The sequence below is a fragment of the Herbiconiux liukaitaii genome (genome assembly GCF_041927495.1).
Lineage (GTDB): Bacteria > Actinomycetota > Actinomycetes > Actinomycetales > Microbacteriaceae > Herbiconiux > Herbiconiux liukaitaii.
This window is the reverse complement of record NZ_JBHFHG010000007.1, coordinates 191,408-206,030: the sequence shown is the minus strand read 5'-3', so window position 1 is coordinate 206,030 and position 14,623 is coordinate 191,408. Positions and strand designations below refer to the sequence as shown.

15 protein-coding genes are annotated in these 14,623 nt (G+C 71.4%); 8 read left to right on the top strand and 7 right to left on the bottom strand.

Translation table 11 applies throughout. The features are described from left to right. Positions 1-49: 49 nt before the first annotated feature. Positions 50-793 carry a helix-turn-helix domain-containing protein gene (locus tag ACEXQC_RS15425; RefSeq protein ID WP_374824253.1) on the top strand — a complete coding sequence of 248 codons (744 nt, stop codon included), beginning with the start codon at positions 50-52 and terminating at the stop codon, positions 791-793. A gap of 36 nt (positions 794-829) precedes the next feature. Here ACEXQC_RS15425 and ACEXQC_RS15420 read toward each other — a convergent pair whose 3' ends face one another. Continuing rightward, on the bottom strand, positions 830-1,918 hold the full coding sequence (locus ACEXQC_RS15420; RefSeq protein WP_374824250.1) for a zinc-dependent alcohol dehydrogenase: 1,089 nt from the start codon (positions 1,916-1,918) through the stop codon (positions 830-832). Then, complete coding sequence (locus ACEXQC_RS15415) at positions 1,915-2,226, bottom strand: Dabb family protein (RefSeq protein WP_374824247.1); 312 nt, start codon at positions 2,224-2,226, stop codon at positions 1,915-1,917. Before ACEXQC_RS15415 ends, ACEXQC_RS15420 begins: the two co-directional genes overlap by 4 nt. Before the next feature lie 169 nt (positions 2,227-2,395). Between ACEXQC_RS15415 and ACEXQC_RS15410 the strand changes: the two genes are divergently transcribed. The 3 genes from ACEXQC_RS15410 to ACEXQC_RS15400 all read left to right on the top strand — a co-directional run bounded on the left by ACEXQC_RS15410 (position 2,396) and on the right by ACEXQC_RS15400 (position 5,600). Then, complete coding sequence (locus ACEXQC_RS15410) at positions 2,396-3,424, top strand: ketopantoate reductase family protein (RefSeq protein ID WP_374824244.1); 1,029 nt, start codon at positions 2,396-2,398, stop codon at positions 3,422-3,424. Beyond that, the gene (locus tag ACEXQC_RS15405) at positions 3,421-4,392 is read left to right on the top strand and encodes a DMT family transporter (protein ID WP_374824241.1); all 972 of its coding nucleotides are present in this window, start codon (positions 3,421-3,423) and stop codon (positions 4,390-4,392) included. Before ACEXQC_RS15410 ends, ACEXQC_RS15405 begins: the two co-directional genes overlap by 4 nt. A 98-nt stretch (positions 4,393-4,490) precedes the next feature. Further along, on the top strand, positions 4,491-5,600 hold the full coding sequence (locus tag ACEXQC_RS15400) for a zinc-binding dehydrogenase (RefSeq protein WP_374824238.1): 1,110 nt from the start codon (positions 4,491-4,493) through the stop codon (positions 5,598-5,600). A gap of 30 nt (positions 5,601-5,630) precedes the next feature. Here the strand turns inward: ACEXQC_RS15400 and ACEXQC_RS15395 are convergent, their stop codons facing one another. The 3 genes from ACEXQC_RS15395 to ACEXQC_RS15385 are packed head-to-tail and all read right to left on the bottom strand — an operon-like array spanning position 5,631 to position 8,257. Beyond that, positions 5,631-7,007, bottom strand: coding sequence for an aldehyde dehydrogenase family protein (locus ACEXQC_RS15395; protein ID WP_374824235.1), 1,377 nt, complete (start codon positions 7,005-7,007; stop codon positions 5,631-5,633). A 42-nt stretch (positions 7,008-7,049) separates the two neighbouring features. Further along, on the bottom strand, positions 7,050-7,712 hold the full coding sequence (locus ACEXQC_RS15390; protein WP_374824232.1) for a GntR family transcriptional regulator: 663 nt from the start codon (positions 7,710-7,712) through the stop codon (positions 7,050-7,052). A 5-nt stretch (positions 7,713-7,717) separates the two neighbouring features. Beyond that, the gene (locus tag ACEXQC_RS15385; RefSeq protein ID WP_374824229.1) at positions 7,718-8,257 is read right to left on the bottom strand and encodes a VOC family protein; all 540 of its coding nucleotides are present in this window, start codon (positions 8,255-8,257) and stop codon (positions 7,718-7,720) included. A gap of 161 nt (positions 8,258-8,418) precedes the next feature. On the opposite strand from ACEXQC_RS15385, the gene ACEXQC_RS15380 reads away from it, so the two are divergent. The 4 genes from ACEXQC_RS15380 (at position 8,419) to ACEXQC_RS15365 (ending at position 12,905) form a co-directional block, all read left to right on the top strand. Further along, positions 8,419-10,623, top strand: a complete 2,205-nt coding sequence (locus ACEXQC_RS15380; RefSeq protein ID WP_374824226.1) for an alpha-ketoacid dehydrogenase subunit alpha/beta — start codon at positions 8,419-8,421, stop codon at positions 10,621-10,623. Next, complete coding sequence (locus tag ACEXQC_RS15375; RefSeq protein ID WP_374824223.1) at positions 10,623-12,092, top strand: dihydrolipoamide acetyltransferase family protein; 1,470 nt, start codon at positions 10,623-10,625, stop codon at positions 12,090-12,092. The genes ACEXQC_RS15380 and ACEXQC_RS15375 overlap by 1 nt, the downstream gene beginning before the upstream one ends. A 125-nt stretch (positions 12,093-12,217) precedes the next feature. Further along, positions 12,218-12,475 carry a hypothetical protein gene (locus ACEXQC_RS15370; protein WP_374824220.1) on the top strand — a complete coding sequence of 86 codons (258 nt, stop codon included), beginning with the start codon at positions 12,218-12,220 and terminating at the stop codon, positions 12,473-12,475. Between the two features lies 1 nt (position 12,476). After that, positions 12,477-12,905: a hypothetical protein gene (locus ACEXQC_RS15365; RefSeq protein ID WP_374824217.1), complete on the top strand. Its 429-nt coding sequence runs from the start codon at positions 12,477-12,479 to the stop codon at positions 12,903-12,905. On the opposite strand, the gene ACEXQC_RS15360 is transcribed toward ACEXQC_RS15365, so the two are convergent. Continuing rightward, entirely contained in the window at positions 12,893-14,038 is a 1,146-nt protein-coding gene (locus tag ACEXQC_RS15360; protein ID WP_374824214.1) for an NAD(P)-binding domain-containing protein, read from the bottom strand. The genes ACEXQC_RS15365 and ACEXQC_RS15360 overlap by 13 nt on opposite strands. Before the next feature lie 34 nt (positions 14,039-14,072). Then, positions 14,073-14,591 (bottom strand): gluconokinase, encoded by a 519-nt coding sequence (locus ACEXQC_RS15355; RefSeq protein ID WP_374824211.1) that lies wholly within the window; start codon positions 14,589-14,591, stop codon positions 14,073-14,075. Positions 14,592-14,623: the final 32 nt, after the last annotated feature.

Sequence of the window (14,623 nt, the reverse complement as noted above, 5' to 3'; positions counted from 1 at the left end):
AACACTACAACACCGGCATTCCGTTCGCGCGGGCTCTACTATGGACTCCATGCCTGACGGACTCGGTGCGCGACTACGCGAAGCTCGCTTGAAGCGGGGGTTGAGCCTGCGCAGTGTCGCCCAGTCGCTCGGCGTCTCCGCCTCCCTCATCTCGCAGGTCGAGATCGGCAAGACACAGCCCTCTGTGGCCACTCTCTACGCCATGGCGAGCCACCTCGGCGTCTCGCTCGACGACCTGCTCGGCATGGGCCCCGGATCGATCGCCTCGGCAGGCGGCGCGAGCGCGGGGTCCGGATCCGGATCCGGTGACGCTCCCACACAGATGTTCGGTCACGCCGGCCCGCCGCTGCCCGACGTGCAGCGCGCCGCAGAGAACCCCGTCATCGAGATGGAGAACGGCGTGCGCTGGGAACGGCTCGCCGCCGGCGCGGGCGGTCCCGTCGACGCCCTGCTCGTCACATACGAGCCCGGCGCCTCGAGCTCGGTGGAGGGCAAGCTCATGCGGCACGCGGGCTTCGAGCACGCCTACCTGCTCGAGGGCGAGCTCACGCTGCACATCGACTTCGAGACGCACGTGCTCGGCCCGGGCGACTCGCTGCAGTTCGACTCGGTGCGCCCGCACCTCTACTCCAACCGGGGGTCGGTGCCGGCCAAGGGCGTGTGGTTCGTCTTCGGCCGCCGCCAGCAGAATCTCGCCATGCGCGACGCCCCGCAAGGCGAGACGGGCGCCCCCGAGGGTTCCCCGGGGTCGGCCGTCGACGTGCTGCGGCAGATGGACGGGCTGGGCGTCTAGCTCGAGTGCCCGCTGGCCCGCCCGCCCGCTCTGCGTCTAGCTCGAGTGCACCGCCGGGCGCGACTCCGTGGCCCACGGGTCCACGAGCGTCTTGATCTGCGCCGAGCGACCGTCGATGAGCGGCTGCAGGGCGCCGTCCGCCACGCGGTCGAGGGGGATGACCTCGCTCGCGATGTCCGACCAGTCGGGCCGCGTGCCGAGCAGGCGCACCGCCTCGGGGAAGTCGATGGCGAAGACGTGCGCCACGGTGCCGATGATCGTGTACTCCCGGAGCGTCCACGAGCCGAGCGGCAGAGCCGGCTCGCCGTTCTGGATGCCGACGGGCACGATGGTGGCGCCGGGCTTGGCCGCCTCGAGCACGGAGGCGAGGCCGGGGCCCGATCCGCTCACCTCGAAGAAGACATCGGCATCCATGCCGAGCTCCTCGAGACGGTCGGCGATCGTCCCGGTGCCCGCCTTGAGGGTCTCCGAGGCGCCGAGGCGCATCGCGAGGTCGAGGCGGTCGTCGTTGAGGTCGACCACGAGCACGCGGGCTCCCGTGGCGGCGGCCGCCACCGTGAGGAACGCGCCGATGCCGCCGACGCCCACGACCACGGCGTCCTGCCCCGACGTGAGACCGCTGCGGCGCACGGCGTGCACGGCGATGGCCATGGGCTGGGTGAGGCCGAGCGTGTCGAGGGAGAGGCCGGAGTCGCTCACATCGAGGGTGATGGCGGCGGGCGAGATCACGTAGCCGGCGAGCCCGCCCTCGTGGTGGAAGCCGATGGTGGAGTAGGTGCGGCACAGGTTGGTGCGGCCCTGAAGGCACGGCTTGCACTCGCCGCACGAGATGCCCGCGCCGCTCACCACGGTGGCGCCCACGGGGGGTGAGGTCACGCCCTCGCCGACCGCCGCCACGGTGCCCGCGAACTCGTGGCCGAGGGCCACGGGCGGAGAGGCGAGCAGGATGTGCCTGCCGAACTCGGTCGCGTCGCTGCCGCACACGCCGCAGACGGCCACGCGGATGAGGACCTCGCCAGGCCCCGGCTGAGGCACCTCGCGCTCCTCGATGCGCAGGTCGCCGACGTCGTGGAGCACGGCCGACTGCATGGTGGTCTCGAGCTGAGGTGTCTCGGTGGTGGTCACGCGAACGATCCGTTCTCGATGGGCAGCTGCACGGCGGAGCGCTCGGCGATGAGGCGGCCGAGGTGCTCCTCGTAGACGGCCTTGTGGGCGGGGTGGTCGAGGTAGGCGTCGAGGCCCGCCGCGTCGTCGACGATCGCGACCACGCCGTAGTCGGAGCCCCCGGGGCGCAGGTGCAGGTTGGGGCCCGCGGTGTAGGACTTGATCTCGGGGATGCCGGCGGCCATCTCGGAGAGGGCGGAGGTGAGCGCGCTCACGTCGGCCTCGGTGACGTCGTCTTTCCACCGGAAGGCGGCGATGTGGAGGATCATCGGTTCCTGCTCTCTTCGTCGAGTTTGTCAAGCGTCAACTTACAGTGCCGCGCTGATGGCTTCAATTTATCAGCGATTGTGTGACCGTTGTACATCGGTGCTGTATTCTCGACAGCGCCGATGAGGGCTGCCGGCTGAGGCTGCCGATGAGGGCTGTGGAGGGACAACGATGAGCGACCCACGAATCGCCGTGCTCGGCGCCGGAGCGAACGGGGCCTCCATCGGAGCCGACCTCACCGAGGCGGGGCTCGACGTCGTGCTCGTGGAGCAGTGGCCCTCCCACGTGGAGCGCATGCGGGCCGACGGCGTGCGCATCATCACGCCCGAGAGCGAGCTGCACGTGCGGCCCCGCGTCATCCACCTGTGCGAGGTCGCGGAGCTCAAGCAGCCCTTCGACATCGTGCTCATGCTCATGAAGGCCTACGACTCGCGCTGGGCCGCGGAGCTGCTGCGCCCCCACCTCGCCGCCGACGGGCTCATGGCAGGGGTGCAGAACGGCATGACCGCGCACGTCGTGGCCGACGTCGTGGGCGCCCACCGCGCCATCGGGGCCGTGATCGAGTGCTCGGCCACCATGGACGAGCCCGGGATCGTGCACCGCCACACAGGAGTCGAGCGCTCCTGGTTCGCCGTGGGGGAGCTGCCGGGCGGGCCCGCCGGCCGTTCCGAGGAGGTGGCGGCACTGCTCAGGCACTCCGGCACCGTGCAGCACTTCGACGACATCGAGGCCGCCAAGTGGATGAAGCTCGTCTCGAACAGCACCCTGCTCGTGACCTCCGCCATCCTGGGCCTGCCGATGCTCGACGCCCTGCACACCCCCGGTTACCGCGAGGTGATGGTGGCCGTCGGCGACGAGGCGCTCGCCGTGGGAGCCGCCGCCGGGCACCCTGTGCTGCCCATCTTCGGTCTCACGCCCGAGGAGATCGCCGAGCCCGACCGGGTGGTCGAGATCATGACCGACAAGCTCTTCAGCGGTTTCGTGGTGCCCGGCGCCACCACCACCGTGCTGCAGGACTGGCGGAAGGGCAGGCACAGTGAGGTCGACGACCTCAACGGCCACGTGGTCGACCGCGGCCGGGAGCTCGGCGTGCCGACCCCCGTCAACGCAGCCGTGGTGGAGCTCGCCCACGCCATCGAGCGCGGCGACCTGCAGCCGGAGCCACGGCATCTCGAGGTGCTCACCCGGGCCAGAGGGTGACCTCCGACACCCCCACGAAGGCTCGACCCGTCGTCGCCACCCTCGCAGCCCTCCTGGCGGGCGCGGCCGTGGCGGCGCAGACCTCGATCAACGGGCACACGAGTGTGGCCGTGGGGTCGCCCGTGCTCGCCACCGCCGTCAACCACGGTTCGGCGCTGCTGCTCTCCCTCATCGTGGCGCTCGCGATGGGAGCCCTGCCGAGAGCGGCCCGAGAGCTGCGTCGGCGGCGGGCCGAGCTCAAGTGGTGGTGGTTCCTCGGCGGGCTCATGGGCTTCGTGGCCGTCTTCGCGATCATCTCGGTGACCCCCACGGTGGGTGTGGTCGCCGTGGCCGTGGCGGTCACGCTCGGCCAGCTCATCGGATCGGTGCTCGCCGACTCGTTCAGCATGGGGCCCGGCGGGCGACGGCCGCTCAACGTGCTGCGCTCGGTGGGGCTCGGGGTGGCCGTGATCGCCGTCATAGTGGGCGCCGTGGGGCGCTTCGATCTCGGCAACCTCATCGTCATCCCCATCGTGGTCGCGGCCGGAATCGTCATCGCCATCCAGCAGGCCTGGAACGGGTGGATGGTCGTGGTCTCCGGCGAGTTCGCCGCCATGTCGGTCATCAACTTCGCCGTCTCCGGACTCTTCGTGGGCACGGCCCTGCTCGTCTCGGCGCTCTCGACCCCCATCGACTTCGCGGCGCTGCCGCCGTGGGCTCCGCTCGGCGGCGCCGTCGGAGCCGCGATCGGCGTGGTGACGGCACTGACCGTGCGCACCATCGGAGTGCTCAGCGTGATGCTGTGCATCGCCGCGGGGCAGGCCGTCTCGGCGGTCGTGCTTGACCTCGTGGTGCCCGTCGACGCTCTCGGGCTCACTCCGGCGGCCGTCGTGGGGGCGGCGCTCGCCGTGGCCGCGGTGGGCATCGCGGGGCTCGGCGCGCTCTCGGCGGGCGCGGCTCGGCGGCGGGCCGCGACGCTGCCCACCTAGGCCTGGCAGCCCGGACTTGCCCACCCAGACCTGCCCACCCAGACCTGTCCACCCAGATCTGTCCACCCGAGGCGTCACCGATCGAAAGGGATCCACACATGCCCACCACCGTGCAGGCCGCCGTCGCCCACCTGGGCGCTCTCGAGCTCAGCGTCGAGCCGCTCGCGCTGCGCGATCCCGGGCCGCGCGACGTGGTGGTGCAGATCGACGCCACGGCGTTCTGCTACAGCGACTGGCTCGCCGTGCGCGGCGACACGGGGCTGCCGGAGCTCGGCCTGCACCCCGTGGTGCTCGGGCACTCCGCGGTGGGCACCGTGGTGGAGGCCGGCGCTGCGGCGCGGCACGAGGTGGGCCGGCGGGTGCTCGTCACGGCCACCCCTGAGTGCGGCGAGTGCTTCTGGTGCCTGAGCGGCCGCATCGACCAGTGCGAGGGGCTGTTCGTGCCCGCTCCCGTCATCGGCACGCTCGACGACGGTCGCGAGGTGCGGGCACCCGGGTCGGCGGCGACCTACGCCGAGCTCAGCGTGATCCGCGACATCCAGGTCTTCCCGGTCGAGAGCGGGCTGCCGGATGCGTGGCTCGCCATGGTGGGCTGCGGCATCATCTCGGGCATGGGCGCCGTGGTGAACGTGGCACGCATCGAGCCGGGCAGCTCCGTGGTGGTCGTGGGCTGCGGGCAGGAGGGGCTGTGGATGGTGCAGGCCGCCGTGGCGAGGGGCGCCAGGCGGGTCGTGGCGGTGGAGCCGCTCGCTGCGCGCCGAGCGCTCGCGCTGCGGCTGGGGGCCACGGATGCCGTCGACCCAGGGGCGTTCGACACCGACGCGGAGGTGCGGGCGGCGGTGCTCGAGCTGCTCGACGGGCGAGGGGCCGACTACGGCTTCGACGCCGGAGGATCCGTCTCGTCGGTGCAGCAGGCCTTCGCCTTCACACGGCTCGGCGGGGTGGTGACGCTCACCTCGTACGTGCGACGCGACACCACCGTCGCCCTGCCGCTGTTCGACCTCGCGCTGCGGGGTCGGGATGTGCGCAGCTCGCAGAGCGGGCGGCTCGACATGCGGCGCGATCTGGCGCAGTTGCTGCCGTGGCTCGAGTCGGGGCTCGTCGACGCGGAGGCGATGCTCGGCGGGGTGCGGCCGCTCGCCGAGGCGAACGCCGCCCTCGCCGCCTCGCGCGACCGCACCGAGCTCACACCGGTGCTGCTGCCCTGAACTGCCCTGAGCTGCCCTGAACTGCGCTGGTCAGGCGCGCCAGACCGACTTGAGCGAGACGAACTCGCGGATGCCCTCGATCGAGAGCTCGCGGCCGATCCCGGAGTCCTTCGTGCCGCCGAAGGGCAGCTCGGGGTACGAGATCGACATGCCGTTCACGAACACGGCGCCCGCGGTGAGCCCCGCGATGAGGTGCTCCTCCTCGGCGGCGTCGTTGGTCCACACGGCAGAGCTCAACCCGAACGTGGTGTCGTTCGCCACGCGCAGCGCCTCATCCGCATCCGTCACCCGGAACACGGTCGCCACGGGGCCGAAGGCCTCCTCGGCGTAGAGCCGCATGCCGGCGTCGATGCCCGTGAGCACGGTGGGCGGGTAGTACCAGCCGGCGCCCTCGGGTGCCGCGCCGCCGGTGGTGGCCGTGGCACCCTTGGCGAGCGCGTCCTCCACGAGGCCTGCGAGCTCGTCGCGGCCCGAGGCGGTGGCGAGCGGGCCCACGTCGGTGGCGTCGTCGGTGGGGTCGCCCACGGTGAGGGAATCCATGGCGCTCGTGAACTTCTCCACGAACGCGTCGTAGACCTCGGTGTGCACGAGGAAGCGCTTGGCGTTGATGCAGGCCTGGCCGTTGTTGGAGGTGCGCGAGGTGACCGCGGTGGCGACCGCGGCATCCAGGTCGGCGCTCGGCATCACGATGAACGGGTCTGAGCCGCCGAGCTCGAGCACCACGTGCTTCACCTCGGAGCCCGCGATGGCTGCGAGCGAGCGGCCGGCCGGCTCGGAGCCCGTGAGGGTGGCGGCCACCACACGGCGGTCGCGCATGACCTTCTCCACGCGCGCGGCGGGGATGAGCAGGGCGCGGAACGAGCCGGTGGGGAAGCCGCCGCGCTCGAACAGGGTGTCGAGGTAGAGGGCGGCCTGCGGCACGTTCGAGGCGTGCTTGAGCAGGCCCGTGTTGCCCGCCATGAGGGCGGGGGCGGCGAAGCGGATGACCTGCCAGATGGGGTAGTTCCAGGGCATGACGGCGAGCACGGGGCCGATGGGCTCGTAGCGTGTGTAGGCGCCGGAGGCGTTCATGCGCTCGGGCTCCTCGATGGTGCGGCCGCTCAGGAACTCCTCGGCGTGGTCGGCGTAGAAGCGCATGGTCTTGGCCGACTTGAGGGCCTCGGCGCGTGCCTGGGCGAGGGTCTTGCCCATCTCGAGGGTGAGCATCGTCGCGACCTCCTCGACCTCGCTCTCGAGCACGTCGGCGGCCGCGTGCATCCAGCCGGCGCGGTCGGCGAAGGTGGAGCGGCCGAGGGCTTCGAAGGCGCTCACGGCCTCGTCGATGCGCGCGTCGACCTCGGCCTCGGTGTGCGCCTCGAACTCGCGCTCGGTGACGCCGGTGGCCGGGTTGATGGTGGCTATCGCCATGGAAGTGCCTTTCGTCGAGCTGGAGTCAGGGTGTGTCGAAGATCAGGGTGTATCGAAGATCTGGGGGTGCCGCGCGAGCTCGAGGCGCGTGCGGCGGATGTGCGAGGCGAGCACGCGCTCGGCCTCGTCGGAGTCGTCGCGGCGGATGGCCGAGACGAGCAGGTGGTGCTCGTGGTGCACGCTCCGGTCGCCCTCCGAACGGAACACGGAGGTGTAGGCGCGGCGGTACGGCTGGGTGCGGTTCCACAGCCGCAGCACGGTGTCGTGCAGCATGGTGGTGGCCGCCACGGAGTAGCAGGAGAGGTGGAACTCGCGGTCGAGCCGCAGGAACGTCTCCACGTCGTTCGACCGCTCCATCTCGTGCGCGAGCTCGTCGAGGGCGTCGATGCGCTCCGCCGAGAGCAGCGGCACGTTGTAGCGCAGCAGCAGCGGTTCGAGCCGTTCACGCACCTGGTAGATCTCCTCGCACTCCTCGAGGTTGAGGCTCGTGACCCAGGCACCCGTGTTCGCGACGACCTTCACGAGACCCTCGGACTCGAGAAGGCGCAGAGCCTCGCGCGCGGGCACGCGGCTCGCGCCGTGCCTGCCCGCCACATCCTCCTGGCGGATGCGGGTGCCGGGAGGGTAGGTGCCGGCGAGGATGGCGTCGCGCAGCTCGGCGGCCACGCGCGTGCCGGCCGAGCCGTGGACGAGGTCGGAGGTCATGGCCCTCACTCCGCCGGGTGGGCGGGGTGCCAGAGACGCACGTCGGCATCCCTCTCGTACGCCTTGCCCTGCGGGAAGCTCACGAGCTCGAACTGCATGCCCCACGGGGCGCGGAAGTAGAGCCAGCGCTGGCCCTCAGCGGCCTGCTTGCTCGCCACGGGCACACCCATGACCTCCACCCCCTTCTCGCGGAGAAAGCTCTCGGCGGCATCCATGTCGTCGACGTAGAGGGCGAGGTGGTGGCCGCCGATGTCGCTGTTGAGGGGTTGAGGGGCCTGCGGTCGACCGTCGGCGGGCACCTCGTACTGGAACACCTCGAGGTTGGTGCCCGTGCCGAGCCGGTAGAAGCGGATCTCGCGGATGACCGTCTGCGGATCGACGCCGATCTGCACACGCATCCAGTCGTCGTCGGCCTGCTTGGCGCCGAGCGTGTAGATGGGCACGGCGCCGAGGACGCCGACGAGGAACTCCTCCGCCTCGTCGAGGTCGGGGACCGTGAAGCCCACGTGGTCGATACCGCGGGAGCCCGGGATTCCTTCGGACATGCGACCTCCTTGACGCTTGATTGGATCCATTGTGCGCCACCTGCTCGGAAATATCCACCGAATCCCGATCCAGACGTTGATATTGGATGCAATCCCTCGTATCGTTCACTGCAACCGAGATGCGTCGCCAGACGTGTCCGCGCGGAAGGAACGTGGCGAAGATGCCGAAGACCCGTCGATTGCAGACCGGAGTGGAGTGGCAGGAGCTCACCACCACCTCCGCCGACTGGAAGGCCGCAGACCCGGCCCTCCTCGGCACCATGCTCGCCGAGCTCCACCTCATCCGGGCGTTCGAGGAGACCGTGCTCGACCTCGCGGGCGAGGGCCTCGTGCACGGCCCGGCCCACTCCAGCATCGGCCAGGAGGGCGGCGCCGTCGGCTCCATCGTGGGCCTCAGCTCGGCGGATGCGGTGAACGGCTCGCACCGCGGGCACCACCAGTTCCTCGCCAAGGCGCTCACGCACGTCTCGGGCGGCACCATCGACCCGGCCGACGCGGTCACCGAGCCCATCCAGGCCGTGCTGCAGCGCACGCTCGCCGAGATCCTCGGTCTCTCCCAGGGCTACTGCTCGGGGCGCGGCGGCTCCATGCACCTGCAGTGGTTCGAGGCCGGAGCCCTCGGCACCAACGCCATCGTGGGCGGCGGCGCGCCCATGGCCGCCGGCAACGCCTGGGCGCAGAAGCACTCGGGCACCGACAACGTCACCATCAACTACTTCGGCGACGGCGCCGCCCAGATCGGCTCGGTGCTCGAGTCGATGAACCTCGCGGCGGCGTGGAAGCTGCCGGTCATGTTCTTCATCGAGAACAACATGTACGCCGTCTCCACGAAGGCCGACGAGATCACGGCAGACACCCGCTTCTCGGTGCGCGGCCAGGGCTTCGGCATCCGCTCCTGGCGGGTCGACGGCATGGATCCGCTCGCCGTGCACCTCGCCACCAAGGCGGCCGAGGAGCACATGCGCTCCGGCGAGGGCCCCACCATCATCGAGGCCGAGGTCTACCGCTTCTTCCACCAGAACGGCCCCTACCCCGGCAGCGCGTTCGGCTACCGTCCGAAAGACGAGGAGGCGACCTGGAAGTCCAGGGACCCCCTCGAGCGCATGGCCAAGGAGATGATGGCGCTCCGTCTCATCGACGAGGCGGGTGTCGTCGCGCTGCGCACGCAGGTGAAGGAGGCCATGACCGCTGCGGTCGCCGAGCTCATCGAGGCCGACCCCGACTCCGACGGCAAGCGCCGCATCCGCCCCTCCCTCTGGCCCGACACGAGCTACGTCAATGTGGGCGTGCGAGGCGATGCGAGCGAGCTCGAATCGCTCACGGTGGCCGATCCGCTCGACCACACCGGCGAGTGGCGCGACCTCAAGTTCGTCGACGCCGTCTCGGGGGTCATGGACCGCCGCATGGAGCAGGACGACCGCATCGTGGTGATGGGCGAAGACGTGCACCGCCTGAACGGTGGCACCAACGGCGCCACCAAGGGCCTCGCCAAGAAGTACGGATCCGATCAGCAGGGCGACGGCCGGGTGCTCGGCACCCCCATCAGCGAGAACGCCTTCACGGGTCTCGGCGGCGGGCTCGCGCTCGACGGCCGGTTCCGGCCCGTGGTCGAGTTCATGTACCCCGACTTCATGTGGGTGGCCGCCGACCAGGTGTTCAACCAGATCGGCAAGGCCCGCCACATGTTCGGGGCCAACACCCCCGTTCCGTTCGTGCTGCGCACGAAGGTGGCCATGGGATCGGGCTACGGCTCGCAGCACCTCATGGACCCGGCGGGCATCTTCGCCACGAGCCCCGGCTGGCGCATCGTCGCACCGTCGACCGCGGCCGACTACGTGGGTCTCATGAATGCGGCCCTGGCTCTGGAGGATCCGGTGCTCGTGATCGAGCACGTCGACCTCTACGGCACCGCCGATCGCGTGCCCGAGGGCGACCTCGACTACATCCTGCCCCCCGGCCGCGCCGCCATGCGCCGCACCGGGTCGGAGGTCACCGTGATCAGCTACCTCTCGATGGTGCGGCACGCCCTCGAGGCCGTGGAGCAGACCGGGATCGACGCCGACGTGATCGACCTGCGCTGGCTCGACCGCGCGTCGATCGACTGGGACACCATCGGGGAGTCCATCAAGAAGACCAACAGCGTGCTCATCGTGGAGCAGGGCGCAGAGGGGACCTCGTACGGCGGCTGGCTCGCCGACGAGATCCAGCGCCGCTACTTCGACTGGCTCGATCAGCCGATCGAGAGGGTGCACGGAGGTGAGGCGTCGCCCAGCATCTCCAAGGTGCTCGAGCGCGCCGCCATCGCCCGCACCGAGGAGGTCGTCGCCGGCCTCGAGCGCGTGCGACTCGGATTCGGAGAGCGCTGATGTCGACCGTCATCCGTATGCCGGAGGTTCTCGCGGGAGCCGCCGAAGGTGCCATCCAGTCGTGGCTGGTGCAGGTGGGACAGGCCGTCGTGGTCGGCGAGCCGCTCGCCGAGGTCGAGACCGAGAAGGCCACCGTGGAGTACGCCGCCGAGATCGGGGGCACGCTGCTCAAGGTGCTCGTCTCGGAGGGTGTGTCGGTGAACGTGGGCGAGCCCATCGCCGTGGTGGGGGAGCCGGGGGAGAGCGCCGATGAGGCGGACGATCCCGGTGCGCCCGAGGGCGATGGTGCTGTGGCCGGTGATGCCGGGGCTTCGGCCGCTGCCGGGGCTGTTGCCGGTGCCGGCGAGAGCGTGCCTGCGGGGTCTGCGCTGGCCGATTCGTCGGCCGAGTCCGACGAGCCTCGAGAGGCGCCCGAGCCCGAGACCGCTCCGGAGGGCGACGAGTCGCCTGTGGCGGATCTGCCGACGGGATCCGGTGGGTCTGAGGCTGGAGCATCCGCGTCAGGCTCTTCCGAGTCCGGGGGGCGTCTGTTCGCGAGCCCCATCGTGAGGCGGCTGGCGAAGGAGCGCGGGGTCGATCTGGGGTCGCTGCGCGGCACCGGGCCCGGCGGGCGGATCGTGCGGGCCGACCTCGAGCGGGCACCGGAGGCTGCGCCTGCTGCTGCGCCGGCAGCGGAGGCTGCACCTGCGGAATCCGCTCCGGCGGCTGCACCCGCATCCGCACCGGCTCCGACTGCTGCGGCGTCCGCTTCGGCTCCGGCTGCTGCTGCTGCGCAGCCCGCCTCGGGGGCCGGGTTCACCGAGGTGAAGCACACCGGCATGCGGCGGGCCATCGCGAGGAGGCTCACCGAGAGCAAGTCCACGGTGCCGCACTTCTACCTCGTGGCCGACTGCCGGGTCGACGAGCTCATCGCCCTGCGCAAGACGGTCAACGCGGCCACGAGCACCAAGGTCTCGCTCAACGACTTCGTGCTGAAGGCTGCTGCGGCGGCGTTCCAGGACGTGCCGGAGGCCAACGCCACCTGGGGTGACACCGCGGTGCGCCGCTACGACACCGTCGACATGTCGGTGGCCGTGGCCATCGAGGGCGGTCTCGTGACCCCGGTGCTGCGTTCGGTCGAGAAGCTCACGCTCACCGAGGTGGCACGCACCGTGGCCGACCTCGCCGGTCGTGCCCGCGAGGGCAAGCTGCGGCAGAACGAGCTCGAGGGCGGCAGCTTCGCCGTCTCGAACCTCGGGATGTACGGCGTCACGGAGTTCTCGGCCATCATCAACCCGCCGCAGTCCGCCATCCTCGCGGTGGGTGCGGCCCGTCCGATGCCCGTCGTGGTCGACGGCGAGCTCGCGGTGGGCACGGTCATGACGGTCACCCTCTCGGCAGACCACCGGGTGCTCGACGGCGCTCTCGCCGCCCAGTGGCTGGCCGCCTTCGTGAAGCGCATCGAGACCCCTCTCTCGATCATCCTGTAGCGGTCCTCGCAGGTCCCATCCGGCCCCTCACCCCGCTGCGGGTGGGGGGCCGGACGTGTGTCAAGCCCGCTGGGGGAATCGGGGTCGGTCGTACGGTGAGGGGATCACCCGACGAAAGGCACCTCATGGACATCGGATCGCTCGGCAGCTACCGCCTCCCCCTCGCACTGCGCGACGCCTACGGCGTGGGCACGGCGCAGGAGCTCGCCGACCAGCTCGGCGTCACCACGAAGCCCGGCCCCGAGCTCGGCCCTGAGGCCGACGCCGCCTACACGGCCCTCAAGTCGGGCGACCAGGCCCCCGCCCGGGCGCTGCTCGTGACGAAGCTCGGGGTGAGCGAGGCCAACGCCGACGCCGCCCTCGCCAAGCTCCCCCGCCTCTGACGTGGCACGCCCCCGCCCGGACCGGCGACCCGCCGACGAGCGCTACTCGGCGCCCCCGCCCGCGGAGTCCGAGCGGGCGCTCCGCGAGGGTGGGCCCGGCGACGGTGCGCGGCGGGCCGAGCTCGAGCGGCACGCGGCGGTGCTCTTCGTGGGCGGCGCCCTCACCATGGCGATCATCTGCGGCGCCGTGATCGTGTCGGGCTGGTTCGCCGGCGTCATCGTCGACAGCTGGGAGCGGCTGTTCTGGCTGGGCGCGTTCCTCGGCGGTCTCATGGTCGCCACCTTCGCGGCGGCGGCCGCGCCCGGTGGCCGCAACGCGCGACGGGCCACCCTGCGCATCACCTGGCTGCTCCGACTCGGCCTGCTGCTCTTCGTGCTCGCGCCGACCCTCTGCATCCTCTCCCTCGTCGGCGACTACTACCGCCTCTGACCCGCGCCTCCCGTGAGGGCGGCGGTCACCGCGGAGGCTGCTGCGCGGCCGGCGCGGTTGGCGCCCACGGTCGACTGCGAGGGGCCGAAGCCGATGAGGTGCACCCGTGGATCCGCCACCACCTCGGTGCCGCGCAAGGTGATGCCGCCCTGCTCGTTGCGGAGGTGCAGCGGGTCGAGATGGGCGAGATCGGCGCGGAACCCCGTGGCCCACAGCACGGTGTCGACCGAGGTGAAGCTGCCGTCGGCCTCGCGCACGCCGTGGGGCTCGAGGGCCGTGAACATCGGGCGGCGCTCGAGGGCACCGCGGTCGCGGGCGGCGAGGGCGTACGGGGTCCAGATGAGGCCCGTGTACGAGACCACGCTCGAGCTCGGCCGGCCCGCCTCGACGTCGGCGGTGACCCGCGCGATGGTGTCGCGGCCGGTCTCGCTGCCGAACTCTCCCTCGAGGAAGACGGGTTCGCGGCGGGTGTACCAGGCCGTCCACGCCACCCGCGAGATCTCCTCGAGCTGCTGCACGGCCGAGATGCCGCCGCCCACCACCGCCACCCGGTGCCCCCGGAACTCCTCGAGATCCACGTAGTCGCGCGTGTGCAGCTGACGCCCGAGGAAGGACTCCTGCCCCGGGTACGCCGGCAGCACGGGGTTGCCCCACGTACCGGTGGCGTTGATGATCCGCTCGGCGAGCCAGGTGCGGGGCATGCCCCCTCCACCAGCAGTTGCGTCGGTCTCGACGAGGAGCGGGCCGCGAGGGTTGGCGTCGGGGCTCGGATCGGCCGGACGCACCGTGGTCACCCGCACCGGGCGCAGCACCGGCAGGTCGAAGCGCCGCTCGTACTCCGCGAAGTACCGCGGCACGGCCTCCCGGCTCGCCTCCGCCGCATCGATCGGCGGCTTCTCGAACCCCGGCAGGTCGAAGATGCCGTTGACCGTCGCCATGCGCAGCGACTCCCAGCGGTGCTGCCAGGCTCCCCCCGGCGCCGCGTCGGCGTCGAGCACCACGAAGCTGAGGCGGGCCTCAGGATGCTCGAGCGCACTCACGACACCGCGCCGCTGCAGGTGGTACGCGGCCGACAGCCCGGCCTGACCGGCCCCCACGACCACGACGCCCACCCGCCGCGCCTCATCCGTCATGCGGAATACAACGCCTGCCGCCCCGGGATGTTCCTCACGGGGTGGGTGTGGGCGTCGAGTCGACGTAGGCGGCCACCTCGGCCGTGATCACCTCGGGGGCCGACGCGGCGTCGACCGTGATGCCGTGCTCGGAGGGGCCGAGCGGCTCGAGCGTGGCGAGCTGCGAGTCGAGCAGCGAGGCGGGCATGAAGTGCCCGGCCCTCGACCGCAACCGCTGCAGCAGCAGGTCACGATCGGCGTGCAGCATCACGAACCGCGCGTGCGGCGCGCGCACCCGGATGGCCTCGCGGTAGCTCGCCCGCAGCGCCGAGCACGCCACCACGACGCCCGTCGTCTCCGCCGCCGCGATCGCCTGGCCCACGGCGTCGAGCCACGGCCAGCGGTCGTCGTCGTCGAGCGCCACACCCGCCCGCATCTTCTCCACGTTGGTGAGCGGATGCAAGTCGTCGGCATCCACGAAGGGCACCCCGAGTGCGTCGGCGAGCTCCGCCCCCACGGTCGACTTGCCGGCACCGCTCACACCCATCACGACGAGGCAGGGGAGGGAGGTCATCCCTCCACCGTACCCAACAGCGGCGAACCCGC

Excerpts from the sequence above, each read along its gene's own strand:
- ACEXQC_RS15410 (WP_374824244.1), top strand. The coding sequence starts at position 2,396 with ATGAGCGACCCACGAATCGCCGTGCTCGGCGCCGGAGCGAACGGGGCC.
- ACEXQC_RS15375 (WP_374824223.1), top strand. The coding sequence starts at position 10,623 with ATGTCGACCGTCATCCGTATGCCGGAGGTTCTCGCGGGAGCCGCCGAA.
- ACEXQC_RS15390 (WP_374824232.1), bottom strand. The coding sequence starts at position 7,712 with ATGACCTCCGACCTCGTCCACGGCTCGGCCGGCACGCGCGTGGCCGCC.
- ACEXQC_RS15385 (WP_374824229.1), bottom strand. The coding sequence starts at position 8,257 with ATGTCCGAAGGAATCCCGGGCTCCCGCGGTATCGACCACGTGGGCTTC.
- ACEXQC_RS15400 (WP_374824238.1), top strand. The coding sequence starts at position 4,491 with ATGCCCACCACCGTGCAGGCCGCCGTCGCCCACCTGGGCGCTCTCGAG.
- ACEXQC_RS15415 (WP_374824247.1), bottom strand. The coding sequence starts at position 2,226 with ATGATCCTCCACATCGCCGCCTTCCGGTGGAAAGACGACGTCACCGAG.
- ACEXQC_RS15425 (WP_374824253.1), top strand. The coding sequence starts at position 50 with ATGCCTGACGGACTCGGTGCGCGACTACGCGAAGCTCGCTTGAAGCGG.
- ACEXQC_RS15355 (WP_374824211.1), bottom strand. The coding sequence starts at position 14,591 with ATGACCTCCCTCCCCTGCCTCGTCGTGATGGGTGTGAGCGGTGCCGGC.
- ACEXQC_RS15380 (WP_374824226.1), top strand. The coding sequence starts at position 8,419 with ATGCCGAAGACCCGTCGATTGCAGACCGGAGTGGAGTGGCAGGAGCTC.
- ACEXQC_RS15370 (WP_374824220.1), top strand. The coding sequence starts at position 12,218 with ATGGACATCGGATCGCTCGGCAGCTACCGCCTCCCCCTCGCACTGCGC.
- ACEXQC_RS15395 (WP_374824235.1), bottom strand. The coding sequence starts at position 7,007 with ATGGCGATAGCCACCATCAACCCGGCCACCGGCGTCACCGAGCGCGAG.
- ACEXQC_RS15360 (WP_374824214.1), bottom strand. The coding sequence starts at position 14,038 with ATGACGGATGAGGCGCGGCGGGTGGGCGTCGTGGTCGTGGGGGCCGGT.